25 protein-coding genes are annotated in these 25,967 nt (G+C 45.6%); 7 read left to right on the top strand and 18 right to left on the bottom strand.

Going from position 1 to position 25,967, the window contains the following annotated elements:
• Nucleotide 1: 1 nt before the first annotated feature.
• Complete coding sequence (locus tag ACIGBN_RS02575) at nt 2-1,714, bottom strand: acetolactate synthase 3 large subunit (RefSeq protein ID WP_133001608.1); 1,713 nt, start codon at nt 1,712-1,714, stop codon at nt 2-4.
• A 429-nt stretch (nt 1,715-2,143) separates the two neighbouring features.
• Between ACIGBN_RS02575 and ACIGBN_RS02570 the strand changes: the two genes are divergently transcribed.
• Both ACIGBN_RS02570 and queG read left to right on the top strand, forming a co-directional pair.
• Nucleotides 2,144-2,404, top strand: coding sequence for a hypothetical protein (locus ACIGBN_RS02570; protein WP_133001609.1), 261 nt, complete (start codon nt 2,144-2,146; stop codon nt 2,402-2,404).
• 65 nt (nt 2,405-2,469) lie between these two features.
• Nucleotides 2,470-3,552 carry a tRNA epoxyqueuosine(34) reductase QueG gene (gene queG / locus ACIGBN_RS02565; protein WP_133001610.1) on the top strand — a complete coding sequence of 361 codons (1,083 nt, stop codon included), beginning with the start codon at nt 2,470-2,472 and terminating at the stop codon, nt 3,550-3,552.
• 85 nt (nt 3,553-3,637) lie between these two features.
• Here queG and ACIGBN_RS02560 read toward each other — a convergent pair whose 3' ends face one another.
• Entirely contained in the window at nt 3,638-4,501 is an 864-nt protein-coding gene (locus ACIGBN_RS02560; RefSeq protein WP_133001611.1) for an acyl-CoA thioesterase II, read from the bottom strand.
• Nucleotides 4,502-4,694: 193 nt separating this feature from the next.
• Between ACIGBN_RS02560 and moaA the strand changes: the two genes are divergently transcribed.
• Genes moaA through ACIGBN_RS02545 form a run of 3 tightly spaced genes read left to right on the top strand, consistent with a single transcriptional unit; the run spans nt 4,695 to nt 7,436 of the window.
• Complete coding sequence (moaA, locus tag ACIGBN_RS02555) at nt 4,695-5,684, top strand: GTP 3',8-cyclase MoaA (RefSeq protein ID WP_396663468.1); 990 nt, start codon at nt 4,695-4,697, stop codon at nt 5,682-5,684.
• Nucleotides 5,685-5,697: 13 nt separating this feature from the next.
• Complete coding sequence (gene moaB, locus ACIGBN_RS02550; protein ID WP_133001613.1) at nt 5,698-6,237, top strand: molybdenum cofactor biosynthesis protein B; 540 nt, start codon at nt 5,698-5,700, stop codon at nt 6,235-6,237.
• Nucleotides 6,238-6,242: 5 nt separating this feature from the next.
• Nucleotides 6,243-7,436, top strand: coding sequence for a molybdopterin molybdotransferase MoeA (locus ACIGBN_RS02545; RefSeq protein ID WP_396663467.1), 1,194 nt, complete (start codon nt 6,243-6,245; stop codon nt 7,434-7,436).
• Between the two features lie 31 nt (nt 7,437-7,467).
• On the opposite strand, the gene ACIGBN_RS02540 is transcribed toward ACIGBN_RS02545, so the two are convergent.
• Both ACIGBN_RS02540 and serB read right to left on the bottom strand, forming a co-directional pair.
• Entirely contained in the window at nt 7,468-8,388 is a 921-nt protein-coding gene (locus tag ACIGBN_RS02540) for a LysR family transcriptional regulator (RefSeq protein WP_133001615.1), read from the bottom strand.
• A gap of 47 nt (nt 8,389-8,435) precedes the next feature.
• Complete coding sequence (gene serB / locus ACIGBN_RS02535) at nt 8,436-9,353, bottom strand: phosphoserine phosphatase SerB (RefSeq protein WP_396663465.1); 918 nt, start codon at nt 9,351-9,353, stop codon at nt 8,436-8,438.
• A gap of 147 nt (nt 9,354-9,500) precedes the next feature.
• Here serB and ACIGBN_RS02530 point away from each other — a divergent pair, with 147 nt between their 5' ends.
• Entirely contained in the window at nt 9,501-10,925 is a 1,425-nt protein-coding gene (locus ACIGBN_RS02530) for an AhpA/YtjB family protein (RefSeq protein ID WP_396663463.1), read from the top strand.
• Nucleotides 10,926-11,017: 92 nt separating this feature from the next.
• Here ACIGBN_RS02530 and rpoS read toward each other — a convergent pair whose 3' ends face one another.
• From rpoS to ACIGBN_RS02470, 12 genes are all read right to left on the bottom strand, one after another.
• The gene (gene rpoS, locus ACIGBN_RS02525; protein ID WP_341562552.1) at nt 11,018-12,016 is read right to left on the bottom strand and encodes an RNA polymerase sigma factor RpoS; all 999 of its coding nucleotides are present in this window, start codon (nt 12,014-12,016) and stop codon (nt 11,018-11,020) included.
• Nucleotides 12,017-12,042: 26 nt separating this feature from the next.
• Nucleotides 12,043-12,834, bottom strand: coding sequence for a peptidoglycan DD-metalloendopeptidase family protein (locus ACIGBN_RS02520; protein WP_133001619.1), 792 nt, complete (start codon nt 12,832-12,834; stop codon nt 12,043-12,045).
• Nucleotides 12,835-12,926: 92 nt separating this feature from the next.
• A complete protein-coding gene (locus ACIGBN_RS02515; RefSeq protein WP_341562551.1) occupies nt 12,927-13,847 on the bottom strand; it encodes a DUF368 domain-containing protein in 921 nt (306 codons plus the stop codon).
• The gene (locus ACIGBN_RS02510; RefSeq protein ID WP_133001621.1) at nt 13,840-14,505 is read right to left on the bottom strand and encodes a protein-L-isoaspartate(D-aspartate) O-methyltransferase; all 666 of its coding nucleotides are present in this window, start codon (nt 14,503-14,505) and stop codon (nt 13,840-13,842) included. The genes ACIGBN_RS02515 and ACIGBN_RS02510 overlap by 8 nt, the downstream gene beginning before the upstream one ends.
• Nucleotides 14,502-15,248, bottom strand: a complete 747-nt coding sequence (surE, locus tag ACIGBN_RS02505) for a 5'/3'-nucleotidase SurE (protein ID WP_133001622.1) — start codon at nt 15,246-15,248, stop codon at nt 14,502-14,504. Before surE ends, ACIGBN_RS02510 begins: the two co-directional genes overlap by 4 nt.
• Complete coding sequence (gene truD, locus ACIGBN_RS02500) at nt 15,226-16,320, bottom strand: tRNA pseudouridine(13) synthase TruD (RefSeq protein WP_396663459.1); 1,095 nt, start codon at nt 16,318-16,320, stop codon at nt 15,226-15,228. Before truD ends, surE begins: the two co-directional genes overlap by 23 nt.
• Nucleotides 16,320-16,808 carry a 2-C-methyl-D-erythritol 2,4-cyclodiphosphate synthase gene (gene ispF, locus ACIGBN_RS02495; RefSeq protein WP_396663457.1) on the bottom strand — a complete coding sequence of 163 codons (489 nt, stop codon included), beginning with the start codon at nt 16,806-16,808 and terminating at the stop codon, nt 16,320-16,322. The genes truD and ispF overlap by 1 nt, the downstream gene beginning before the upstream one ends.
• 22 nt (nt 16,809-16,830) lie before the next feature.
• Complete coding sequence (ispD, locus tag ACIGBN_RS02490; protein ID WP_133001625.1) at nt 16,831-17,523, bottom strand: 2-C-methyl-D-erythritol 4-phosphate cytidylyltransferase; 693 nt, start codon at nt 17,521-17,523, stop codon at nt 16,831-16,833.
• On the bottom strand, nt 17,520-17,795 hold the full coding sequence (locus tag ACIGBN_RS02485; protein WP_133001626.1) for a septum formation initiator family protein: 276 nt from the start codon (nt 17,793-17,795) through the stop codon (nt 17,520-17,522). The genes ispD and ACIGBN_RS02485 overlap by 4 nt, the downstream gene beginning before the upstream one ends.
• A gap of 107 nt (nt 17,796-17,902) precedes the next feature.
• Nucleotides 17,903-19,204 carry a phosphopyruvate hydratase gene (gene eno / locus ACIGBN_RS02480; protein ID WP_133001627.1) on the bottom strand — a complete coding sequence of 434 codons (1,302 nt, stop codon included), beginning with the start codon at nt 19,202-19,204 and terminating at the stop codon, nt 17,903-17,905.
• 52 nt (nt 19,205-19,256) lie between these two features.
• Nucleotides 19,257-20,891, bottom strand: a complete 1,635-nt coding sequence (locus ACIGBN_RS02475) for a CTP synthase (RefSeq protein WP_133001628.1) — start codon at nt 20,889-20,891, stop codon at nt 19,257-19,259.
• Nucleotides 20,892-21,074: 183 nt separating this feature from the next.
• Nucleotides 21,075-22,028, bottom strand: coding sequence for a PDR/VanB family oxidoreductase (locus ACIGBN_RS02470; protein WP_396663454.1), 954 nt, complete (start codon nt 22,026-22,028; stop codon nt 21,075-21,077).
• 285 nt (nt 22,029-22,313) lie between these two features.
• Between ACIGBN_RS02470 and ACIGBN_RS02465 the strand changes: the two genes are divergently transcribed.
• Entirely contained in the window at nt 22,314-22,994 is a 681-nt protein-coding gene (locus tag ACIGBN_RS02465; RefSeq protein ID WP_133001630.1) for a hypothetical protein, read from the top strand.
• A 57-nt stretch (nt 22,995-23,051) separates the two neighbouring features.
• On the opposite strand, the gene ACIGBN_RS02460 is transcribed toward ACIGBN_RS02465, so the two are convergent.
• Nucleotides 23,052-25,097, bottom strand: a complete 2,046-nt coding sequence (locus ACIGBN_RS02460; protein WP_133001631.1) for an FUSC family protein — start codon at nt 25,095-25,097, stop codon at nt 23,052-23,054.
• Nucleotides 25,098-25,105: 8 nt separating this feature from the next.
• Entirely contained in the window at nt 25,106-25,966 is an 861-nt protein-coding gene (locus ACIGBN_RS02455) for an HlyD family secretion protein (RefSeq protein ID WP_133001632.1), read from the bottom strand.
• Nucleotide 25,967: the final 1 nt, after the last annotated feature.

Here is a 25,967-nt window from a genome sequence, read left to right as displayed (position 1 = left end):
GTTAGGTACGCTCCGTCTTGCTCAAGAACATATCGCGCATAGAGCCACGAGGCACTTGCATCGGATAAACATGCTCTTCTGGGTCCACATAGCAATTGATGAAAACCAACTGGTCTTTCATTGCAAACGCTTCTTCCATCTTGGCATCTAGCTCATCTTTACTACGAATTTCAACGTATTTATGGCGATATGCATCCATTAATACTTTGAAGTCAGGCAAAGAATCCATATAAGAATTAGAGTAACGACCTTCGTAGTTCATGTCTTGCCATTGGCGAACCATGCCGAGATAGCCATTATTCAAACATAAAATCTTCACTGGCAAGCCGTATTGCAAGCAGGTGGAAAGCTCTTGAATATTCATTTGAATACTGCCTTCGCCTGTGACACAAACAACCGTTTCTTCAGGAAAACTCAGCTTCACGCCCATTGCCGCTGGCAAACCAAATCCCATGGTGCCAAGACCACCGGAGTTAACCCAACGATTCGGTTTATCAAATTTATAATATTGCGCAGTAAACATCTGATGCTGACCCACGTCAGAGGCCACGTACGCGTCCCCTTTCGTTGCTCTCCAGCACGCTTCTACCGCGGCTTGAGGCTTGATCTTATCGCTTGCTGTGTCGTAACGACCGCCATGCACAAGACGCCACTCATTGATCTGTTTCCACCAATTAGAGACGGCGTCGACATTGGTGCTTGCGCCTTCAATAAGCGACAGCATTTCTTCCAACACCTGGTCAACTGGGCCCACAATAGGCACATCAGAACGAATGGTTTTTGAAATGGCTGCTGGGTCAATATCGATGTGGATAATTTTGGCACCTGGACAAAATTTGTCAGGGTCATTGGTCACACGGTCGTCAAAACGAGCGCCAACAGCCAGAATCAAATCACTGTGATGCATGGTCATGTTGGCTTCATAAGCGCCATGCATACCTAGCATACCAACAAATTGGCGATCGGTTCCTGGGTAAGATCCCAATCCCATCAAGGTATTGGTAACAGGAAAATCTAATGTCTTAGCCAGCGTTGTTAATAGGTCAGATGCGCCACCTAAAATAACACCACCACCGGCATAAATAACCGGGCGTTTCGCGGCAAGCAATAGGTCAACGGCTTTTTTGATTTGACCACTGTGGCCTTTTGCTGGCGGTGTGTAAGAGCGCAAAGAAACAGATTCAGGGTATTTGTATTCGAATTTCTCACCAGGCATTGTCATATCTTTTGGAATATCGACAACCACAGGACCTGGGCGACCTGAACTAGCAATGTAATACGCTTTTTTGAGAATCATTGGAATCTCAGAAGGATGCTTAACCGTAAAGCTGTGTTTCACGATAGGTCGTGACACGCCAATCATATCGGTTTCTTGGAAAGCATCTTCACCGATCAGGTAGCTCATTACCTGACCACAAATCACGACCATAGGAATAGAATCCATGTACGCCGTCGCAATCCCAGTTACGGTATTCGTCGCGCCTGGACCTGAGGTCACAAGAACGGTACCCGCTTTACCTGTTGCGCGAGCATAGCCATCGGCCATGTGCGTCGCGGCTTGTTCATGTCTAACCAAGATGTGCTTTACATCAGACTGACGATGCAAAGCATCGTAAATATGAAGCGCAGCACCACCTGGATAACCATAGATATACTCTACTCCCTCATCTTTGAGAAAGCGGGCGATCATTTCACCACCGGATAATAACTCCACCTTGTTACCCTCTATTGTATTTATCTGTCTGCTAGTGTTATGCCGCTATTGTAACCGCATACGCCAAGCAGATAAAAGTTGATAGCACGAAGTTTGCAAAACTAATGAGGTCACCTGAAACAAAGGGAAACTCAAACGCAATAAATCGCAGTGTTAACACTGTCCGCGTTTTTCGCGAGGAAAAATACAATATGGCGAGAATTTAGCCTTATTCTATTTGTGCTTATCAGATATAGATCTGATTGGAGGGGCTGGTGGCCCACATACAAGGAAGTAATCGGCATGGGTAGCGCCGAAAAATATAGACCTAGCATTCTCGCAATCAGACAAAAAACTGTCAACCAAAACCCTCAATTTTGCAGGATAAAACTTGCTCTGACGCACACTTCGTGGTGTTATAGCGACATAATTTGATTAGGAGTTTTAACCATGGCGAATGAGCTCAACCAACAGCGTATTATTGATGAATTTCTGCGCTGCTTTCGTAAAATGTTGATGGATCCAGAGCTAGCAGGAGAGTTAGTTCGTATCGCAAAAGAGAACATCAGTGAGCCCAATGCTTACCAGCGTATTGCCGAAGAAGTTTCAAATCAGACGACACTGAAAATCCAAGAAGATCATACCGAAGCAGATCGCATGTTTATCAAACTTTTGATGGACGTCGTAAAAGGTGATTCACAGCTCTATTGATTTATTCTTCAGCTAGGTGCCTGCTGTTTCAGTCGCCTAGCTAGACCATCATTCTGGTAATACGTTTGCTTCCTTCTTCTCTTTCAGATCCTCAGCGTTTAACCGCACTGGTAAGTGATATCAAATCATGGGCGATTGACTTTGGCTTTGCTGAGGCCCGTATTGTCGAGCCTGATTTAGAGCAATACCGGGACGATTTTAATAACTGGCTCGCAAACGATTATCACGCCGGCATGGACTATCTTGCCAATCATGGGGATATCCGCTTTCAGCCAGACAAACTCCACCCAGGCACTCGACGCATCATCTCATTGCGCATGCATTACTTGCCGCAATCGGTGGCGACAGTTGAACGCCTGAAAACCAAAAATCAAGCCTATATCGCGCGCTATGCATTGGGCCGTGACTACCACAAATTGATTCGTAAGCGCTTAACACAACTGGCTAAAAAGATAGAAGAGCAAGTCGGCGAACACGGCTATCGTGCTTTTGTAGACAGCGCTCCCGTATTAGAGCGACAAGTGGCAGAACAAGCTGGCATGGGCTGGATCGGGAAAAACACCTTATTGCTCACCCCAAAAGCAGGCAGTTGGTTTTTGCTGGGCGAGATTTTCACAAACTTGCCGCTGCCAGTTGATCCACCGACAACCACTCGTCATTGCGGCAGCTGCGACGCCTGTCTTACTCAATGCCCAACCGACGCCTTTGTTGAACCTTGGGTTCTGGATGCCGGTAAATGCATCTCTTACCTAACCATTGAACATAAAGGCGCAATCCCCGTTGAGCTAAGGTCAAAAATGGGCAATCGGATTTTTGGCTGTGATGACTGCCAACTCGTTTGCCCATGGACAAAATTTGCCAAGCACACCACAGAGCAAGACTTTCAACCCAGACACAACTTGGATTCTGAAGAACTTGTCAGTTTATTTCTGTGGGATGAAGAGACCTTTTTGAAAAATACCGAAGGCTCACCGATTCGTCGCACAGGTTACGAAAACTGGCGCAGAAACATTGCTGTCGCACTAGGCAATGCTCCGACGGAAAAGGCGATTATTGACGCCCTTGAAGGTGCGCTAGCGTCCACATCAGAACTGGTAAGCGAACACGTTCGCTGGGCACTTGAGCAACATCAATCACCTCATATTTAACCCACTCAAATCGCAGACGCACATCGAACAACGAACAAACGCTAAGTCATCACAGACATAAATACACTTTCCCAAAGCCTGTTTTCTACGCTTTTTTGTTATAGCGAATCAAGCCTTCCTGCGCCGTCGAGGCAACCAGCTGGCCTGATTGATTAAAGATCTGACCTCTCACAAAACCACGAGATTGGCTTGCTGACGGCGAATCTGCCACATACAGCAACCACTCATCCAAACGGAACTCACGGTGAAACCACATGGCATGGTCTAGGCTCGCAATATTCAAGTAAGGATTACCGATCGACACCCCGTGAGGCATCAGGGCGGTTTCTAAAAAACCATAATCTGTCGTATACGCCAACATGGATTGATGCACCAAAGGTTCATCCGGCAGTTTATCTACGCTGCGTATCCACATGTGTCGTTTGGCGATGCCTGGGCGAGGTCGAAATGGGTTTTGGTTTTCAACAATACGATACTCAATAGGCCGATCTGCGGTGAAGAGCTCTCTCACCTTCTGTGGAATTTCATTCGCGTGTTCTTGATAAAGCGTCAACTCAGACTTAAAGGATTCAGGCCCGGGCACATTAGGCATGGCGTCTTGATGATCAAATCCACGCTCTTCAATTTGAAACGAAATTGTCATGACCAAAATGCTTTTTCCAAATTGAGAAGCCGTCACCCGACGAACACTAAAACTGCCGCCATCACGCACAATCTCCACATCATATTCAATGGGATGATTGGAGTCCCCTGGACGAAGAAAATAGCAATGCAGCGAATGAGGGTGCCTCGCCTCGACGGTTTGGGTCGCGGCACTCAAACTTTGACCAACTACTTGGCCACCAAATACTTTAGGAAAACCCAAGTCCTGACTTCGACCAATAAACTTAGTTTCTGATAAACGCTCAAGTTTTAATAGGTCAATCAGGTTATCTACTACTTGCTTCATATTGGAACCTTATTGGGTGAAATATGGGCTATTATGTAAGTAATCAGGGCAGAGAATCAGTGATAAATATGCAGTTATCTAGGAAGCTTGCTCCTTAGTTACCTATCCCTTGAAATTAGCCTGTTTACGTTTTGCCAAATGGGCGTTTTTTTGCTTTGATGGACGCTCACTTATATAGGTATTTCTCTAAGCAATGTCATCTTTAATTGATCCATACGGCCGTAAAATAGATTATCTTCGCATCTCGGTAACCGATAAATGCGATTTTCGCTGCACCTACTGTATGGATGAAGATGTTACCTTCTTACCAAGAAGCCAAATTTTATCTTTAGAAGAAGTGGTGAAAGTCGCCAAAACTTTTATCGCAATGGGCACCAAGCGCATTCGCATTACGGGCGGCGAACCATTGGTTCGTAAAAACCTTCTTTGGGCATTGGAGCAAATCACCAAGCAACCCGGCCTAGAAGAATTGACGATGACCACTAATGGGTCGCAATTATACAAGATGGCCAACGATCTTTTAAATGTTGGCGTGTCTCGAATAAACATCAGTTTAGACACCCTAAAAGCCGATCGCTTTTTCGCGTTAACCCGACGAGACAAATTCCAACAGGTGATCGATGGCATTGAAAAAGCCGCGTCTTTGGACTTTAAAAAACTGAAAATCAACAGCGTCATGTTGAAACACCATAATGATGATGAGCTACAGGATTTGGCTCAATTCGCACTGGATAGAGACATGGACATCAGTTTTATTGAAGAAATGCCGCTTGGCGTTATCACCAGCCATGACCGCGCCGCCTCTTATTTATCGAGCGACGACGTCATAGAGCAGCTGTCCACACAGTTTACCTTAAATGAAAGCCAGCATGTCACCAGTGGCCCAACGCGTTATTACGACGTCACTGGCTATCGCGGAAGAATTGGCGTTATTTCTCCACACAGCCACAACTTTTGCGATACCTGCAACCGAATTCGATTAACCGCTGAAGGCCGACTACTGCTTTGCTTAGGCAATGAGCATTCAAAAGACCTTAAACCTTTTTTACGAGAGCCTCAGCAACAGTCATTAACACTAGAGGAAGGCATTATTGACGCCTTGGCTCTAAAACCCCTTAAACACCACTTTAATCTTGATGAAGCCCCACAAATACTTCGCTTCATGAGCGCGACCGGAGGCTAGATAAGGACCCCTAATGAGTAAAATCCCAACGCCATTTCGACCATTACAAATAAGCGTATTAACGGTTTCAGACACCCGATCACTTGCAGAAGACACGTCAGGTGATGCTCTCATCGCGAACCTCAGTGCTGCCGGCCACTTCCTTTACCAGCGTGAACTGGTCAAAGATGATGTGTACGCCATGCGCGCCGTGGTGTCTAAATGGATAGCAGATGACAACAATCATGTCGTACTAATCACTGGTGGTACGGGTTTTTACTCACGCGACAGCACACCAGAAGCCATGATTCCACTGTTTGACAAACAAATAGAAGGTTTTGGCGAGCTATTTCGACACATTTCCTATGAAGAAATTGGCACCTCTACGATTCAATCAAGAGCGGTAGCCGGATTGGCGAACAACACGCTCATCTTCTGCCTACCAGGTTCAACAGGAGCCTGCCACACCGCTTGGAATGGCATTTTGAAAGAGCAGTTAGATTCAACTCACCGCCCATGTAATTTTGTTGAGTTGCTACTTGGCGCCTATCACTCCAAGCTACATGAGGTATAAACAAAATGTCTGAACTACTGCCTTTCGAAGAGGCACTGGATGCCATTGAGAACATGCAAAGCGTTCAAGTCAATGAAGAAACAATCGAGATAAAGAGCGCGCTAGGGCGCATTGTGTCACAAGACATAGTAGCCGACGCTTTTGTTCCTCCTAACGACAATAGCGCCATGGACGGTTACGCCTTGCGTTTCTCTGACTGGAGCCCTGGCAAGGTATTGAAAATCAGCCAACGCATCCCTGCAGGCTACGCCCCTACGCCTTTAGAAGAAGGCACTTGTGCCCGTATTTTTACCGGAGCGAATATTCCCGAAGGCGCAGACACCGTTGTCATGCAAGAAGAAACAAAGCGTCACGAAGACGGCGTTTCTTTTTTGGACTCTCTGCAAGCTGGGGGCAACATTCGCCCGAAAGGACAAGACATTCAGCGCGGCCAAGTTATTGTTAAAAAAGGCACGAAAATTAGCCCAATGCACATTGGTCTACTATCAAGTCTTGGCATGACAAGCCTTTCGGCTTTTAGTCGACTTAACGTCGGTATCCTAACCACAGGGGATGAACTAATTGCCCCAGGTAATACCCTGGCTGAAGGGCAAATATTCAATTCAAATGGCCCTATGCTGGAGGCTCTTGTTACTCAAGCTGGCTATTGCGTTTCCCAACGCCTTCACGCCAAGGACTCTCCTGAAGAAACTGAAACGGCGATCAGCACCTTGCTCGCCTGCAGCGACGTTATTCTTTCATCTGGCGGAGTATCGGTAGGGGAAGAGGATCATGTCAAAGCCATTTTAGAAAAAATGGGCGACGTTCATTTGTGGAAAATAGCCATTAAACCAGGCAAACCCTTGGTTCATGCGACGCTTGGAACAACCCCTTTCTTAGGGCTTCCGGGGAACCCGAGCTCCACCTTGGTTACTTACCATTGGTTTGCGCGCCGTTTACTCGCTCGCTGTGCAGGACAGGACAATATATTCGACCTATCCTATCCAGTCGATGCAGGTTTTAGTCGCACTAAAACCATTAAACGAGATGAGTTTTTACGGGTTTCTATTAGCGAAGATGGGCTGGCTTATGCGCATCCCCAACAGAGCTCAGGAGCCCTAATGGCCGCTTGTGAAAGCCAAGGTTACCTGCATATCAAGGCGCATACTTCCATTGAATATGGATGTTCTTATGCCTTCTACCCTTTCTCAGGGTTTTAACTTAATACGACCTAACCAGTAAGACACGTTTTTATTCACCTTCTTCAATAAAGGCGTGTCTTAATAGCCCTCGAAACCATTGGTGAGCAGGATCATGCTGAAAACGCTCGTGCCAAATCATTGAATAATCAAACGAGCGGCTAGCAAAAGGCAGCTCATAAAGCGCCAACCCCGACGCGGTTGCCACCATGTCTTCTGCAAAAAGGCGCGGTACAGTCAGCAATAAATCACTGTCCATAACCACTCTTGCGGCTGGAACAAATGTCGGAAGTTGCACAGTGACATGCCGCTTATGCCCTAACCGATCCAGCTCTTTATCGACTGCAAAATACGCCCGACGCCCCAACACCACCTGCACATGATTCGATTGCAAATAGGCTTCTAATGTTAGATTGCCTTGGATCTTAGGGTGATCTTTGCGAGCAAGACACACCATGCAATCACTTTTTAAGCGCATCGCGCGAATGCCACCAGGAGGCTCTTTCGACAATACCGCTACGGCTAAATCCACATCCATATGGTCCAACTCGTTCGCAGTTTCTTCATCCCATGCTTTCACATCCAAAATGGCATTCGGAGCAGCCTGCTGAAAACGATCCAGCATCTTTGGCAATACGGTTAAGGTGCCAAAATCTGTGGTCGATAGGACAAACCGACGCTGGCTCGTTAAAGGCTTAAATTCACTTGGCTGAATCAGGCTTTCCAACCCCTTTAACATATCAATTAACAAGGGCGTCAATGATTGTGTTTTGGTGGTAGGCGACAAACCGTGAGACGTTCGAACGAACAAGGGATCATCAAAGATATCCCTCAGTCTTGACAGCGAGCGGCTGACCGCAGGCTGAGAGACATCAAGTCGAGCCGCGGCCTTGGTCACATTTAATTCTTCGATCAATACACGAAAAATATACAGTAAGTTTAAGTCGATATCCGACAGTCTTATTTCTGACAAGTGACCACTCCAGTCAATAGATCCAACGACGCATCGCCACTTTCACGCTAAGCGAGGGTGTCACGTATTTGCGCAGAAGAAGCGCCTAATAAGTATAAAATGCCATCCAACCCTAAATTATTCATGGGGCATGGCGCCTGCTCTCTAACCAAAGGCTTTGCGTGCAACGCTACGCCCAGAGCCGCTTTATTCAGCATAAGTAAGTCATTGGCACCATCGCCACAAGCGATCGTTTGGGACCAATCAACCCCTGTATTGTCGACAATATTAGCCAACAAAAGCTGCTTACGTTCAGCATCGACAATCGGCCCTAAATGCTTACCCGTTAGCTGCCCTGACTTAATTTCAAGCACATTCGCATGCACTTCCGATATCCCGTACTGGCTTTGAACTCGATCTGCAAAATACGTAAAACCACCAGACAGTATAGCAGTGTGCCAACCAAAGTGATGCAACACCTTCATTAACCGTTCAATGCCATCCATATGAACAATACGTTGGTAGACACCATCCATTACATCGCTACTAAGGCCATCAAGTAATGACAGTCGCTGTACAAAGCTCTCAACAAAATCAATTTCACCGCGCATAGCACTGGCGGTGATGGCGGCGATTTTTTCACCTATGCCCGCTTCCACCGCAAGCTCATCCATCACTTCTGCTTTAATCAATGTCGAATCCATATCAAATACCGCCACCCCTTTTTGATCAAGGCAAGGCGTTTTAGATTGATAAATATGGTCGATTTTGGTGTCATCAGAAAGAGCCAGCAATGCCTTCTTCATGGAGGCTAATTGGTCATTGGAAACCGCCTGTTCAAGCGCGACTCGAACCACAGTGTAAGCATCTAGCTCATCTGTTAGTGTCTGAAACGTTCCGATAAGATGATGATCATCTAACCAAGACTCGAATTGACTCAGATAAGATGGTTGAAAAGACCCCATTAAAGTGATGCTGGCAGACATAAAAGCTCCTAATACAGTAATCACGCTACTATACCAAATAGCCCAATAGAAACTAAGTATTGCTTGCACTTTAAAGAACCAAGAAAAACAACGATACCCTGTGTATACTTTAGCGATTGTTTTTATTGGTAAGTTTGAAGGACGTAAATGGAGACGAACATCAAAACCAACGCATTAACGCTTTTCCTTAAGAAAAAGCTGACGGCCTCTGCCATTATTATCACGGCGTTCATGTCTCTGATGGCGATTACAGTCTGTCTTATTTGGTTTACCATGACACAGGCCTTAGGGAACTATTTAAACCAACAGACCGAAGTGTTGGGAAGCAGCTTAGCCACCCAAGCGGCATTCAATGCAACCCAGTCGATCCTAACCAATGATTTATTAAGCCTAAATGTTCTGCTTAATCGACTGGTCGTAGACGACAATATTCTGAGTGCGCGCGTCTACAATAAAAAAGACGAATTGTTGGCAGAAGCCGATAGCGGCAATTCCGATGTGTCTAAAGACATCGACTTAAGACCTTCAGACAAACACCGGGTATACAGTTCCAGCATACGCTTTCGCGATGAGATCGTTGGGCACGTACTCATAACACTAGACAGAACCCCAACTCAGACCACACTTAAGCACCTGAACAATTTACTCATTGGTGTTTCTATCTTTATTTGTGCCATCGCATTATTGCTCGTCATACTGCTAACACGCTGGCTTTTTTCCCCTATCAATGAAGCGACTGACGCACTTAATGCACTGGCAAAAGGCCATCAAGACAGCCCGCTACCAACGCCATCGTTCAAAGAGGGTCGAAATCTGTGCCAAGCCATTCAAGACGTACAAACATTAGATTGGCCTAAAGTGGAAGAGGTTCCTGCTGCTGTGCCGGTTGATGTTGAAATACCAGCCAAAACTCAACTTGAAATGGATTTTGATAAAATCCTTGAAGAATCAAACAAGCGCAGTTGCCTGCTCTATTTTGACATTCTTAACCTCGACAATTGGCACAACGAGATGACACAACTGCAAGTAGCCAACTTGTTAACCCCCATCTACCGAGCCATTTTCCAAGCCAGTGAAACCTTCATGGGGCAGGTTCATCAATATGATAATGACTCTGTGGTTATTTTCTTCAGCGCTCAAACCAGCAAAGACAATTTATACATTAACGCCATAAGCACGGCTCAGCTCTTCCTAGGACTCATGGAAGAACTTTTAGAGAATGATTTGTACCAAGACACGCCAGCGCTTGATTTTCATCTAGGCCTGCATAACGGCGGTCCGGAAATAACAGAGATGATGAAAAACAATGAGTTCGACACCCAAAGAATCCAAATGCTACTAGAAGAAGTCTCTCAACTAAGTCATTCAGAAAGCGTCAACAAACTGGTTATTAGTGACGCCATCTTCACTCTAAACGACATTCAAAATCGTGTTTTCACAGGCCTCCCTGAAATCATTGACATCGAAGGGGAAGAAATACTCGCTTACGAAGTAAAAGGCATGGCAGAAAAACACCAAGAGAAGGTAAAACAGAAGATTATCGAAATGCGTCAAAACGGACTTTCGCAGTAAACACTCTTTATAAAAACACCAAAGCCAGTATAGAAAAGCGCGTCTTTAGACGGAACACTTCTCCTATACTGGCTTTGTTTTTCAATCAAACATTAGCTATCGAAACGAATTACATCATCCAATGCAAGACCTTCTTTATCCATCATAATTCTTAGCTTGCGTAAGGCCTCTACCTGAATTTGTCGAACACGCTCACGCGTCAGACCTATTTCAGCACCAACATCTTCAAGGGTACTTGGCTCATATCCACGCAACCCGAAACGTCTGGCAATGACTTCACACTGCTTTTCATTAAGCTCGCTCAACCAACCTTCTATACTGTGAAGAACATCGCCATCTTGACGGTCTTCCTCTGGCCCTTGATGCTGAGTATCCGCGAGAATCTCTACTAAGCTTTTATCGTTATTCTCCCCACCTACTGGAGAGTCAATTGAGCTTACCCGTTCATTTAAGCCCAGCATTTTTTGAACATCTTCTACAGGACGATCTAACATCTCTGCAATTTCTTCTGCACTGGGTTCATGATCCAGTTTTTGAGTCAGCTCACGAGCCGCTCGAAGGTAAACATTAAGCTCTTTAACCACATGAATTGGCAGACGAATGGTTCGAGTTTGGTTCATTATCGCCCGCTCAATGGTTTGTCGAATCCACCATGTGGCGTAGGTCGAAAATCGAAAACCGCGCTCTGGGTCAAACTTTTCTACCGCTCGAATCAAGCCCAAATTGCCTTCTTCAATTAGATCCAATAAGGACAAGCCACGGTTCAAATAGCGACGTGAGATCTTCACAACTAAGCGCAAATTACTTTCAATCATGCGTTTGCGAGCTTTCTCATCACCTTTTAATGAAAGCCTCGCGAAGTACACTTCTTCCTCTGCAGAAAGCAAAGGGGAAAAACCAATTTCACTCAAATATAACTGCGTAACATCTAACACTTTACCGCTGTCTTCACTAGCGTATCTGGCACTAACAGCGGACTCAAATTCTTCATCGGTTGAATCAACTAATTCGTTGTTATCAACTTCCTGATCATAATTGGACGTGTCTGGAATTCGTTTTGCCGCACTATTATTCGTTTCAATTGCTTTCATATTTCCTCCTTGTCCCCTACCGAGCTCTATTTCCGGGGGAGTACTTTTAGCGGATCTATTGGTTGCCCATCACGACGAACTTCAAAATGCAGTAATGATTTCTCACTACCTTTTCCACCTATTACAGCCAATGCATCACCTGCACGAACCGTTTGCTGCTCCTTCACCAAAATCCTTTCGTTGTATGCATAAGCGCTTAGGTACACATCGTTATGTTTCACTATTACTAAGTTGCCATAACCAATCAGACCACTGCCTGCATAAACGACCACTCCATTGGCCGCTGCTTTTACTAAATTGCCTTTTTGCCCTTTAATGTCTATACCTTTACTACTAACGCCACCACTTGAAAACCCCTTCACTACGGTGCCATCAATTGGCCAGTGCCAAGAAGAGACTTTTTCTGAGTTCACAGGTGACGATTTCGATACAACTTTAGGTGGCGAACTGCGCTTCTGAAGCTGTATATCCGATGCTGATTTTTTCACGACAGGCGCTTTATTCGTCGACCTTGATGGAGCGCTACTGACTCTTTTAGATACTGAATTGGTTTTCTTTCTCAACCAGATTTTTTGCTTCGGATAAATCGTATATGGTGAACGAATTTTGTTTAAATTAGCCACTTCTCGATAATCAAGACCATATCCAAACGCAATAGAGAACAAGGTTTCACCACGTTTGACACGATGGTATCCAGAAGCAGGGACCGAAGACACACTGGCATTATTAGAACGATAGGATTGACTGTTTTTGTTAGGGAAGTTAATAACCTGATAAGAACAACCTGAAATAAAAAGACAGACGAAAATTCCCACCATAAGACCCCAGGAAGGAAATAACGACAACGTCTTTTTAAATGCAAAATTATTGATAACCTACTACCTCAAAAGTCACCTGAAAAACAAAAAAATTATTTGTCTGCTTTTAGTAAAGAAATGTAAGAAATGAGAAGCACGCTCAACAAACCAGCAAAAACAAAGAACAACGGAAGCAGCAAATCACTTCCTATTTGGTAATTTATTGATTGCCAAGGCAGTATCAAATGTTCCTCTAAAGGCAATTTTTTATGCCCTACTGTGATCCAAGTGTCCGTCACCTTCCAAGGCCAAACTTTAACCAGCGCCCCCAACATAATGCCGGTTAACACAGCAAGCGTTGTTTGCTTTGCATGTTCAAGCAATGCATTAAGCACTTTGGCAAAACTTAGCAACCCAATCAAGGCACCGCCAGCAAAAACGGCGATAACCATTAGATCAAGGCTTTTCACCGCACCCATAATAAAACCGTACATTCCTAGCATCAGTAGCAAAAAGCTGCCTGAGATACCCGGCAAGATCATCGCACAAATAGCAATCATGCCTGATACAAAGATCATTGTATAAGAAATACTCAACTGAGTGGGTACGATCAAGGAAACAGCCGCGCCGATACAAATCCCTATGACTAAGAATAAAAAATGGCGCACTGAAAAGCCTTTTATCTGACTAATCAAAAAATACGCTGATGCCAAAATCAACCCAAAAAAGAAACTCCACAAATACGCTGGATAGGTGGCCAACAAATGAGTAATCAGGCCAGCTATAGCAAAAATACTGGTTAATATGCCAAGTCCCAAAGGCAATAAAAAGCGCCCATCAAAATGGCGCCATAAACCTTTCAAGTCCCCCTTACAAAGCAACATGAGACTGCTTTTATTCACCCCACTTAAAGCATGAAGCAAGCGATCGTATAGACCTAAGATAAAAGCGATAGTACCACCAGACACACCCGGGACGACATCGGCAGCCCCCATCATTACACCACCCAAATACACTTTTAGCCAATTAGGCATATTCTTTACCTTCTAATAAGGGAACAAAGTGCGCAGGCGCTGTTCCTAAACATTTCCAATGCTGACCTTTCTTTTGCCAACACCCAATACATGATACAGGCGTATCTATCGGCATAATAAGTATGCCGTTTTCTTTCAGGCAATCCGTTAACGCAATCGGTACCTTACTCGCCATAGCGGTAATAATAACGGCATCCATGTCGATTTTTTGTGGCCAACCCGCCTGGCCATCACCAAAATGAAATTCCACATTATGAACGGACATCTTAGCCAATCGCTCTTTCGCCAAGCGATAAAGCGACTCTTGTCGCTCAATGGTATGCACCTTATTAAAAAAGTGAGCCAGAATGGCCGTTTGATAACCAGACCCTGTTCCTATTTCCAATACTCGGCCACGGCGAGCATAGTCCAACAACCACTGCGTCATCCGCGCAACGGTTAAAGGCTGGCTAATCGTTTGGTTTCGACCAATAGGTAACGGTGTGGCAGAATAGGCAAGGTGAGAAAAAGCAGGTTCAACGAAGTCATGGCGCGCAAGACCGCCCATTACTGCCAGCAATTCCAAATGGTGAATTCCCTGCTCTTTTAATTGAGCCACCATCTGAGCAGTTCTAGGCTCTGTGTGTTTCACCAACCAATTCAGATCGTATGGGCTCATAACGTCAATGAAACAACCCAATCTTCTAGTGGCTTTTTCGCTTCATGACAGGTCATGTCTGTATGAATCGGCGTAATAGACACATACCCTTCCTCAACGGCATGAAAGTCTGTTCCTGGTGACGCATCGTGAGGTTCAGACAAGGCACCAATCCAAAAACTGGGCACTCCTTTTGGGTGTTGGGCGCTGATCGCTTCTTGTGCTCGCTGGCGATAACCAAGACGCGTCACCTTTATTCCCTTAAGCTGTTCATAGGGCACGTCTGGCACATTAATGTTCAACAAGATGCCGGGCGCTAAGGCAAGGCGAGGAGAATCTTCAATAAGCTGCTGCACCACTTTTGCAGCCGTCTCAAAATAAGTATCCCCCACCAAAGAAACCGCCAATGCGGGGCGACCAAGGTGACGCGCTTCCATCGCTGCTGCGACTGTGCCTGAGTAGATCACATCATCACCCAAGTTTGCACCATGGTTAATACCAGACACCACTAGATCAACCTGCCCTGCAATCACACCAGAGAGAGCCAAATTAACGCAGTCGGTTGGCGTGCCATCCACTCGATAACTGTTTTCAGATACTTTGGTCGGTTGAAGCGGCCTGGTTAAGGTGAGAGAGTTACTCGCACCACTGCGATTTCGATCCGGAGCGACCACCAAGACATCGTAGTTAGCCGCTAAGTTCAGCGCCAATGTCTGGATGCCTAAAGCATCAATTCCATCGTCATTCGCGATCAATATTCTCATGGTGTTTCTCTACTGATTTGTCTCGAAAATCTATCATTTCACGCAATATACTGGTCGCAAAGCACCCTTTAGACAAAGAGAACTCCACGATAAGCTGCGCCTTCTCATTAGGCCCTTGTAGCAATTCCCAGGCCATATCCATGGGCATTAAACGCGCTAGGCGACTCTCTCGAGACAAACCAAAATTAATCAAGCCGTCAACCAATTCCATATTGCCTGACAAACTTGCTTTGATTGCTTGCTCACGCTGTGGGCCAGTGCCCGCTTCCCAACCTTCACAGATCAATGGCAGCACAGGATGGACGCCGCCCCGCATGGCTGTAAGATGCAGGTCTGCGGTCATATCCTTAACACGAAACTGCTCATCTCTTGCCTGATATTGAGCAATATCCCCGTCGCAAAGACGCGCCCACATACCTGACTCAACTTGCTGACTCAGTGCCTCATTGAAACACCAAGAGCGAATCGCCGATAACCAAAAGGACTCTGTCTTCGCCAGTTTGTTGCGACCTTGCCTGCCTTTGAGCACAAACCCTTTGCCATTATGCAAGTTATTGCCGTTTATACCGAAGCGCTGTGGACCATAATAATTGGGCACACCGCCGAGCTTAATTAACTCAAGGCGACTTTGTAACTCATCTAAATCGCCATCCAGCTCTCGCAATCTCAGCACAAAACGGTTAGCAATATGACTGCCTGTGCGCAATTTTTTAGAATGACGTGTCTGACGGATTACCCGAACACTTTCTGGTTCACGAAACGCTTCCTGAATATTGCTAAGATCAGGGGTTTGGTTCAATACATGCAAACAAAACCACTGTCTGGTACAAGCATGACGATCTTTTACGCCACTGTAAGTCACCTTGTTAGGGGCTATGCCAGCAATTTGTGCCAAACGCTTTGCCAAGAAGTCTGTATTAACACCTTGTTTTTCAATGAAAACAAAGCAAAATTCGCCTTGTTCATCCGGCTCAAAACCCAGCACTTCTTCAACATAAAAATCCTGCACTGTGGTTTTTAAGTCACCCGTAATCGCAGGCTTTGACCAAGCATATCGCCATTCGGTATTCATCACTTATCCTGCTTAACTATCAACGCGACAGCCTCAACGGCAATCCCTTCTTTACGGCCGGTAAAGCCCAGTTTTTCCGTCGTGGTGGCCTTCACATTCACCTGCCCTATTTCGACCTCTAAATCAGCGGCAATGTTGGCTCGCATCAGATCAATATAAGGACGCATTTTCGGCGCTTGCGCAATAATAGTGACATCCACATTTCCCACTAAGAAACCCAACTTTTGAATTTCTTGGTAAGCACGCTTTAATAATATTCGGCTATCGGCCCCAGCAAAGGCTGGGTCTGTGTCCGGGAAATGGGTACCAATATCACCCAGCGCCGCAGCGCCTAACAAAGCGTCTGTTAACGCATGCAGCACCACATCACCGTCTGAATGAGCGATTAAGCCTTGGGAGTAAGGGATACGCTCACCACCGAGAACAATATGATCCCCTTCACCGAATTTATGTACATCAAAACCATGACCGATACGAAACGGTACCATGATAAAGTCTCCCATTTGATAATTAGTGTAGTTGAGAAAAAAGCGCTTCTGCGATCAACAAATCTTCCGGTAAAGTCACCTTGATATTGCTGCTCTCACCGACCACAAGATCAGGGTTCCAGCCTACAAACTCCATCGCAGAACATTCATCGGTAATTTCTACCGCGTGCTGACTGGCTTTTTTTAACGCGTCATATAAGGCATCAGCAGGAAATTTTTGCGGTGTTTGTGCAAGCCAAATATGATTGCGGTCCAAGGTACTGTGAACCTTACCAGCGTCCGTTTGACGCTTCACGGTATCGCGTGCAGGAATGGCTAAAATAGCCCCCTGTGGATGGGTATTTTCTACGATTCGCTCTAATGCTGTCGCGGTTAATAATGGACGAGCAGCATCATGCACCAAGACTGACTGACTGCCAACCAGATGTTGCTCATGCAAAAAACGTAAGCCTTTTTGCACCGTATCACTGCGTGTGTCACCGCCCACAAAAGTAGAAACTTGACGGTGGTTTAACCATTTTGAATCTTGCCAATATTCGTCATCTGCTCCTAAGCCAACAAGAATGCCGGCAATCAGAGGATGATCAATGAAAATTGCGATGGTACGGTCTAAAATCGTGTCGCCAGCTAACGAAAGGTATTGTTTAGGAAATCCCGCATTCATTCGCTGACCAACGCCAGCGGCAGGAATAATTACCCAAAGAGGTTGTGTCATTTTTCTACTATCCGATAAAAAACTTCGCCGTCTTTAATGTATTGAAGCTCGGTTCGAATGTGCTCTTCCACCGCCTCTTCACCTTGACGAAGGTCGCCCACTTGCGCTCTTAGCGCTTGATTACGATGTTTAAGTCGTTGATTAACGCGTTCTTGATATTCAATTTGCTTGGCCAATTCTTCCTGTCGTTTTATGCCCTGCTCACCATAATAAAGGTGGTAACCCTGATAGCAAATCGCACAACCAAACAGAAACAGTATCAATCGCGGCATAATGCCCTCAGCCTATCTATTCACAATCCTCTATTATCAAAGGAAATCGAATAAAAAAAAATAAAAAAAGGGAGAACAATGTTCTCCCTTTTTCAAATCAGAACAAATTATGCCTGACCTTTGATCTCAGAAAGACCCTTGTATGGGGCTTTTCCACCTAACTGCTCTTCAATACGAAGCAATTGGTTGTACTTAGCAACACGGTCAGAACGGCATAAAGAGCCTGTTTTAATCTGTCCAGCCGCCGTACCCACAGCAAGATCTGCAATGGTCGCATCTTCTGTTTCACCAGAGCGGTGAGAAATAACCACGGTAAAACCAGCGTCTTTTGCCATCTTGATGGCCGCTAACGTTTCCGTCAAAGAACCAATTTGGTTGAATTTGATTAGGATTGAGTTCGCAATACCTTCATCGATGCCGCGTTTCAAAATCTTAGTATTGGTTACGAACAAGTCATCACCAACCAATTGGATTTTATCACCCAACAATTTAGTTTGGTGTGCAAAACCTTCCCAATCAGACTCATCAAGGCCATCTTCAATCGATACGATTGGGTACTGCTTAGTCAGGTCTTCTAAGAAAACGTTAAACTCTTCTGAAGTGAATTTCTTACCTTCGCCTTTCAGATCGTAGATGTTTGCTTCTTTGTCGTAAAACTCAGAGGCGGCACAATCCATCGCTAGCGTAATATCTTTACCAAGCTCATAACCAGCCGCCGCAACCGCTTCTTTAATAACCGCTAACGCTTCTGCGTTCGATGCTAGGTCAGGCGCGAAACCACCTTCATCCCCTACCGCAGTGCTTAGACCACGATCGCTCAATACTTTCTTCAAAGCATGGAAGATTTCAGCACCGTAACGTAGAGCTTCACGGAAGTTTGGCGCGCCAACAGGCTGAATCATAAACTCTTGAATATCAACGTTGTTATCTGCATGCTCACCACCATTGATGATGTTCATCATAGGTACCGGCATAGAGTAAACGCCTGATGTGCCATTGATGTCAGCAATGTGGGCATATAATGGCACTTTCTTAGAAATTGCCGCCGCTTTCGCCGCCGCCAAAGACACAGCCAAAATAGCGTTAGCACCAAAGGTAGATTTGTTTTCCGTACCATCAAGGTCAATCATGATTTGATCAAGTTCGGCTTGCGCAAGCGCGTCTTTGCCGATCAAAGCGTCACGGATTGGACCATTAACAGCGGCAACGGCTTTAAGAACACCCTTGCCCAAATAACGACTTTTATCGCCGTCACGTAATTCTAAAGCTTCACGAGAACCGGTAGAGGCACCAGACGGTGCACACGCTGAGCCTACAGAACCATCCGCCAACACAACATCGGCTTCAACAGTAGGATTACCACGAGAATCTAAAACTTCTCTGGCTTTAATATCAACGATCTGACTCATAACAAACCTCTTAAAATAAATGAAAAATCACAAACGATTATGCTTGTGCTAATTATTTTTCTTTACCTGCATGCTTCAATGCTGCGTGAACAAATGCACTGAACAGGCCGTGTCCATATCTAGGTGTAGACGTAAATTCTGGATGGAATTGACAAGCCACAAACCAAGGATGATCGGCAATTTCTACCATTTCAACCAAAGAATTGTCTTCTGATCGACCAGAGATCGTCAAGCCAGCTTCTTCTAACGCATCCAAATAGAAGTTATTTACTTCATAACGATGGCGATGACGCTCGGTAATAACCGCTTCTCCGTAAGCTTCAAACGCTTTCGTACCCGCTGTTAAATTACAATTTTGAGCGCCTAGGCGCATCGTGCCACCTAGATCAGATTCCTCTGACCGGATTTCTTTGGAACCCTCTGTGTTCGTCCATTCTGTAATCAGACCAACAACTGGGTTCTCTGCTTTTAAATTAAATTCTGTACTGTGTGCACCAGACAAGTTCGCTACATTTCGAGCAAACTCGATAACCGCAACCTGCATCCCTAAACAAATGCCTAGGTAAGGTACTTTGTTTTCACGGGCGTATTGTGCTGTGGTGATTTTACCTTCAACACCACGCTCACCAAAACCACCAGGAACAAGAATCGCATCCATTCCTTTTAGTACTTCGGTGCCGTTTTCTTCGATGCTTTCCGAATCGATGTAGTGCAACTTCACTTTAGTACGCGCATGAATGCCGGCGTGATCCATTGCTTCGATCAAGGATTTATAAGCGTCCAACAACTCCATGTATTTACCAACCATGGCGATATTGATCTGTTTTTCAGGGTTCAATTTGGCTTGCGTAACCTTGTTCCAAATACTCAGGTCAGGCATATCGCAATCAAGGTTGAAACGCTCTACGATCAAGTTATCCAAACCTTGGTCATTCAGCATTTGTGGAATACGGTAGATAGTATCAGCATCCGGTAATGAAATAACCGCACGCTCTTCTACGTTGGTGAACAAAGAAATTTTCTTGCGTTCAGGCGCTTCGATAGTCACTTCAGAACGACAAACAAGAATATCAGGCTGGATACCAATAGAACGCAACTCTTTCACAGAGTGTTGGGTTGGCTTAGTTTTGGTTTCACCCGCTGTGCGGATGTAAGGAACCAAGGTCAAATGCATGAACAAAGCACGGTGTGAACCGACTTCCACTTTCATTTGACGTACCGCTTCTAGGAAAGGTTGAGACTCAATATCACCCACGGTTCCACCAATCTCAACCAATGCTATATCAGCACCTTGAGCGCCAGCAATAACGCGGCGTTTGATTTCATCTGTGATATGAGGGATAACTTGAACAGTACCGCCAAGGTATTCACCACGACGTTCTTTTTTCAGAACATGTTGATAAATACGACCTGTGGTGAAGTTATTACGCTTACCCATTTTAGTGGAGATAAAGCGTTCATAATGACCAAGGTCTAGATCGGTTTCAGCGCCGTCTTCAGTGACAAACACTTCACCGTGCTGGAAAGGACTCATGGTGCCAGGATCCACGTTGATGTATGGATCCAATTTTAGCATGGTGACTTTCAGTCCACGAGATTCAAGAATAGCCGCCAAAGAGGCTGCCGCTAAGCCTTTACCAAGTGATGAAACCACGCCGCCTGTGACGAAAATATATCGTGTCGCCATGAGTGTTTAACCCGCCTTAAAGAATGAGAAAATGAGATTTGATGGCGCATATTAATACACCTTCAGGACGGGAGAAAATGATAACATCGCAAGGCATTCCACTCAATGTAAAACGTACCTGTTTTATACTCGGTAAAATGAAAATAGCCCCAGTAATTCGAAAACACCTTGTAAACAGAGCACTTAGAGGTCAAGTTCGAGCAAAGACGTTTTTGAACGCGAGCAACAGGGCATAATAAACCCACCAGCCGCCTTCTCTTTCTCACTGAGAAACAAATCCCTGTGATCCGGCACACCATGGCATACCTTTGTTTGACAAGTGCCACAAACGCCCTCTTCGCACGACACGGGAAGATAAATTCCATTGGCGTCTAAGACTTGAGTAATGGTTTGCTCCGGCGCCACGTCAAACTCCTCGCCCGTGCTGTGAATCTTAAGCGTAAAGCGAGTATTCGAGTCCTCTTTAGAGACCGGCGATAACCCAGAGAAGTACTCTTTGTGTAAACGCTCCTGCGACCAACCAAGCGTTTGCGCCTGCCACTCTAACTGCTGAATAAAATCAGTCGGACCACACAAGTAGAGTTCCGTGCTAATGGCCTGCTGAGACAACACATTTAAGATATCCATACGCCCAGAGGTTGGCACCTGACTAAAATGAAAATGCACCTTATCGGCAAACGAAGCGGCTTTTAGCCAAGCCACAAAGGCCGCCGCATCTGGGGTGCGAGCGCAATAATGAAATTCAAAAGGCTTCATCATTTGCTCTAACTGCTGCGCCATGGCAATCAAGGGAGCCACCCCAATACCACCCGCAATAAGCAATGATTTTGCCGGGGTTGTCGCTAACCGAAAATGGTTCTTAGGGGCACTTATCATCAGCGTTTCGCCAACATTAAGTCGATGCATCTCCTCAGAACCACCTTTTGATGAATGCGCCTTAAGCACAGCCACTTCATAACACCGAGGATCGTCCTGTAAGCGACAAAGCGAATACTGTCGAATTAGCCCACTGGGCAAACAAACATCGATGTGCGCTCCTGCCTCATAGGGCGGCAACCCCCCCTCTTTAGCATGAAAAACGACTCGGATGATACCCTGAGTCTCTCTCGTTCGACTTCCTACAACAACGGCAATCATACATCCCCCAGAAAGCCTTTTTACAAGACTTTCATTGCGTATTGTTAGATAAAGCACCATCTTAAACGACTTTATTAACAATACGAGTCAAACAAAATCAGAACATTCACTGTCTTCCGTCAATGTTCTTTATTTACTTTATTGCTAAACATTCATTGCGGCATACGGACCTAAAAAGACATCGGCAAGGTTTACATTGACGAAAGTGACAGCAACAATCAATTCAGACTTTTACACCGAAGTTGACACTATACTTCCTACAAGGTTACCCATTAGGAGCACACCATGAGCCCAGAACAACTTCATAACTTATATGCTTACTCAAGCGATGTAGAGCAAGCAATCAAAAAACTTGAGGCTTTATTAACAAAACCTACGCGCTCTCTTATTGGTTTAACAGGAGGCCCTGGCTCAGGCAAAAGCACGCTTGCTACCTATTTAAGCGCAAGAATGGAGGAGTTACACCCTAACCAAGTGGTCTGCCTATCTATGGACGGTTTTCATTTTCCAAAACAAACCCTAAAACAATGGCCAAATGCCACTGAAGCCTTTGCCAAACGGGGCGCACCTTGGACGTTTGACTGCGCTGCGTTTATGAACAAAACGCGCACTCTAAAAGCGCTGTATCAACAACAAGATACCAGATGGCCAAGTTTTGATCATCAGCTAGGGGACCCCGTTGACAATGACATACGGATCCCCAAAGAAGCAAAGATCATCCTTATTGAAGGACTCTACCTGCTGCACGATAAAGACGGTTGGCAAGGATGCGCTGATTTACTCGATCAGCACTGGTTTTTGGACACCCCACTAGAACTTGCCATTGAACAACTCGCCAAACGACATATGAAAGCATGGGGCTTTACCCATGAACAAGCGATGGCGAGAATTCAGCAAAGCGATTCTCTCAACGCTCACACAGTGCTCGCCAGCAAATCTGGCGCCGACTGGTATTTAACGGTGTAATGACAGCACAGCGACAGAGTCGAGGAAAATTAAACCCAGCAAACAATGCGCGCGGTCTTACCCTTTCTCCTCGGCGACAATCGCTGCACTGCGCTTCAAAGAGAGGCTTATGCGTTGAAACATCCCTTGAATCATCTCTGTCTGAGGGGTATTTCCTACTCGTTCAACAAGCTCGCTATGGACAAGGCTACAGGCGTTTTCAAACTCCTCTGTCATCTGCCCTTTGGTGGCCAACATAAACGTCTTAGCTAACGCCGCTTGCCACGCATCCACAGCCTTTAAATTCCCACCCGCAATGCCTTCGCACAAGGAGTGCAATTTAATCGAGACATGACCAAGGTTTAGACCAGTTAACCCTAAGTCAGTTACAACCCGAGTCGTTGAACGTTGATCGTAATTAATCAGCCGCAACAAACGATCTTCCATCCTGCAATTAAACCAATCGCTGGGGTTATCTTTGCTCTTTAATTCTGCCAAATCTGCGGTCGTCGCTTTAAACAATCGACGCACCAACAGCTGGTTACTTGGCCCCTCAATAAGCTCAAATACCCAATACAAGATGCACACACCCACAAAGATGGCCATCGCGGAGCTTAAGGTATAATCCACAGAAAACGCCAGTGACATGTCCATACTCGGACGCACTAAAATACTAAATGGAATACAAAAGCCCAACCCATAAGGCAATGTTTCACGTTTGGCTAAAGCCAATAAACCAATAAAATACGGCGCCGCCAGCACCAGCAACAACACTTCCAGCTGCCCAGAACTTTGCGCCAAGAGATTCAGCGCATAAAAAATAGCCACGGGCACAGCAACCAGCACGCCAATCAAAATACGCTGCAAGACAACTCTCAGAATCATCCGCGGTAAACGCGCTAACATGATGGAGAAAATAGCGGGCAAAATCATAATCATTAAGGCCGCGCTGGCCCCAGTATTGATCCAGATAAAAGCGCCCACCAAGAAGATCACACCGGTTCTTACGCCTGTCACCAGACCAACCAAAGGATCTCTATGGGTATGAGCACTAGGCGCCTTGAGCAAGCTACTATCACGACTTTCAAGAGCACGGAACGCACGCAGCAGAACCGTCAAATCAGCGGTCAAATCCAAGCCTACCGTCAGCATTCTTGCTTCAAACGGTCGATCATTATTAGGCTGCTGACGAAGCTCTAAAATCGTCTTACGTAACGCCCTTACTTGCTCATAGCAATCATCAAAATCATTCGAGTCAGCAATAGCGGTAAACGCCGCTCTCAGTTGATCTAACAATTCACTCAGGGCAGGGGTTATCATTTCTGGATGCTGGCGCTGCAAACGACCAAAGATTTGTATCACCGCCAGCAAGGACAAGATTTTATGGCTGATTTGATTCGCCGCTCGCGCTCTCCCAGGCCCTTCTGGCCCTTCATAAGACACAGCGCTCGAATCATCACTTACCAAGCTCAACGTTTGCATGATGCTATCAATGTGCTGGTGACGCTTTTCATGGGACCCGGCGGGGTCTAATTCGGCCACCAAATAACTCAGCGTTTGGTTAATCACAGAGCGCGATTGCGCCTGCAAACTGTGCCTCACCTTCACCGGCCAAAAAAGGTGACTAACCACAGCCGCACAAATCGAGCCCAATACAATTTCACTCACTCGCGCTTGCGCCACATTAAATACGGCCTGGCTGTCTGCAGTGGTCGGAGACACCATCACCAATAACACGATGATTTCTGCGGTGACTCCCGCCATCGCAAAGCCATAAATAAAATTCGCCTGTCTAACCATGGCTGACAAAGCGGAGTTAATACCAAGCCACAAGGTGACAATGCCAATCGCCAAATAGGGGTATGGCATGAAATAACTCAAGATCACAATACCAACGACGCCCCCCACAAGCGTGCCGGCGATTTGGCAGACGGCTTTTTCAATCACCAAACCGCCTTCTGGACGCATCTGTAGAAAAACCGCTGAAATCAACGCCCAATAAGGTCTATCAAGATTAAGATACATGGCAATGGTCAACGCCATTGCCATCGCAATCACACCTTTTAGCGCAAAGATAACCGCATAACGCTCAGGCAAGAATAGAGCTCGAAAAACAACGCCCATGCTATGGCCTACTGTTCAGACAGATGAATAGAGACTGTCATACCGGCACTGAGTTGAACGCCTTGAGGAATCGAATCAAGCTTAATATCCACAGGGATACGCTGCGCCAACCGTACCCAGTTAAAGGTTTGCTGGATCTGAGGAAGTAATTGATTGTTGCTTTGTGTGTTGGTATTAGCAATCGCTCGCCCTACACTAACAACCTCACCGGCGAGCGCCTTACCCCCACCTAACAAGGTCACCTTTGCTTTTTGACCAAGGTGAATTAAAGGCAATTTGGTCTCTTCAAAATACCCAGTCACATAAAAAGAATTGGCTTTTACAATGGCCAGTACAGACGAACCCTGTTTAACATAATTGCCTTGGCGTAAATTCAAATTAATAATATCGCCAGATTCAGGAGCATAAACGGCCGTTCTTTCAAGATTCAATTTGGCGGTTTCAAGCTCTGCTTGTGCCAATTTATAATTGGCTTCTGCCACCTTGGTATTAATCCGAGCCACTTCTAAATCTTCTAAGCTAATTGAGTTCGTTTTGACCAACTGCTTACGACGCTCGTATTTGTGTTTCGCTAACGCCAGCGCGTACTTTTCTGTTTCAACCGTCGCTTCACTTTTGGCTAACGCAGCTTGATAACGCAATGGGTCTACTTCAAACAGCAACTGGTCTTTTTTAACTGGCTGGTCATTATGAATATTAAGCTTAGTTACCCACCCCGACACATCTGGTGCCACAGTGATAATATCCGCTCGAACTCGGCCATCTCGTGTCCAAGGTGAATGCATGTAATCATTCCAAACCCAAGACCCTGCGACTCCGGCCACCAAAATCACCAACAACGTTATAAGCACGCGCACTGTTTTCATCATA

This window comes from Marinomonas sp. NPDC078689 (genome assembly GCF_044542435.1).
GTDB lineage: Bacteria > Pseudomonadota > Gammaproteobacteria > Pseudomonadales > Marinomonadaceae > Marinomonas > Marinomonas arenicola.
The sequence above is the reverse complement of the archived record's forward strand: the minus strand, read 5'-3'. Positions and strand labels throughout refer to the sequence as shown.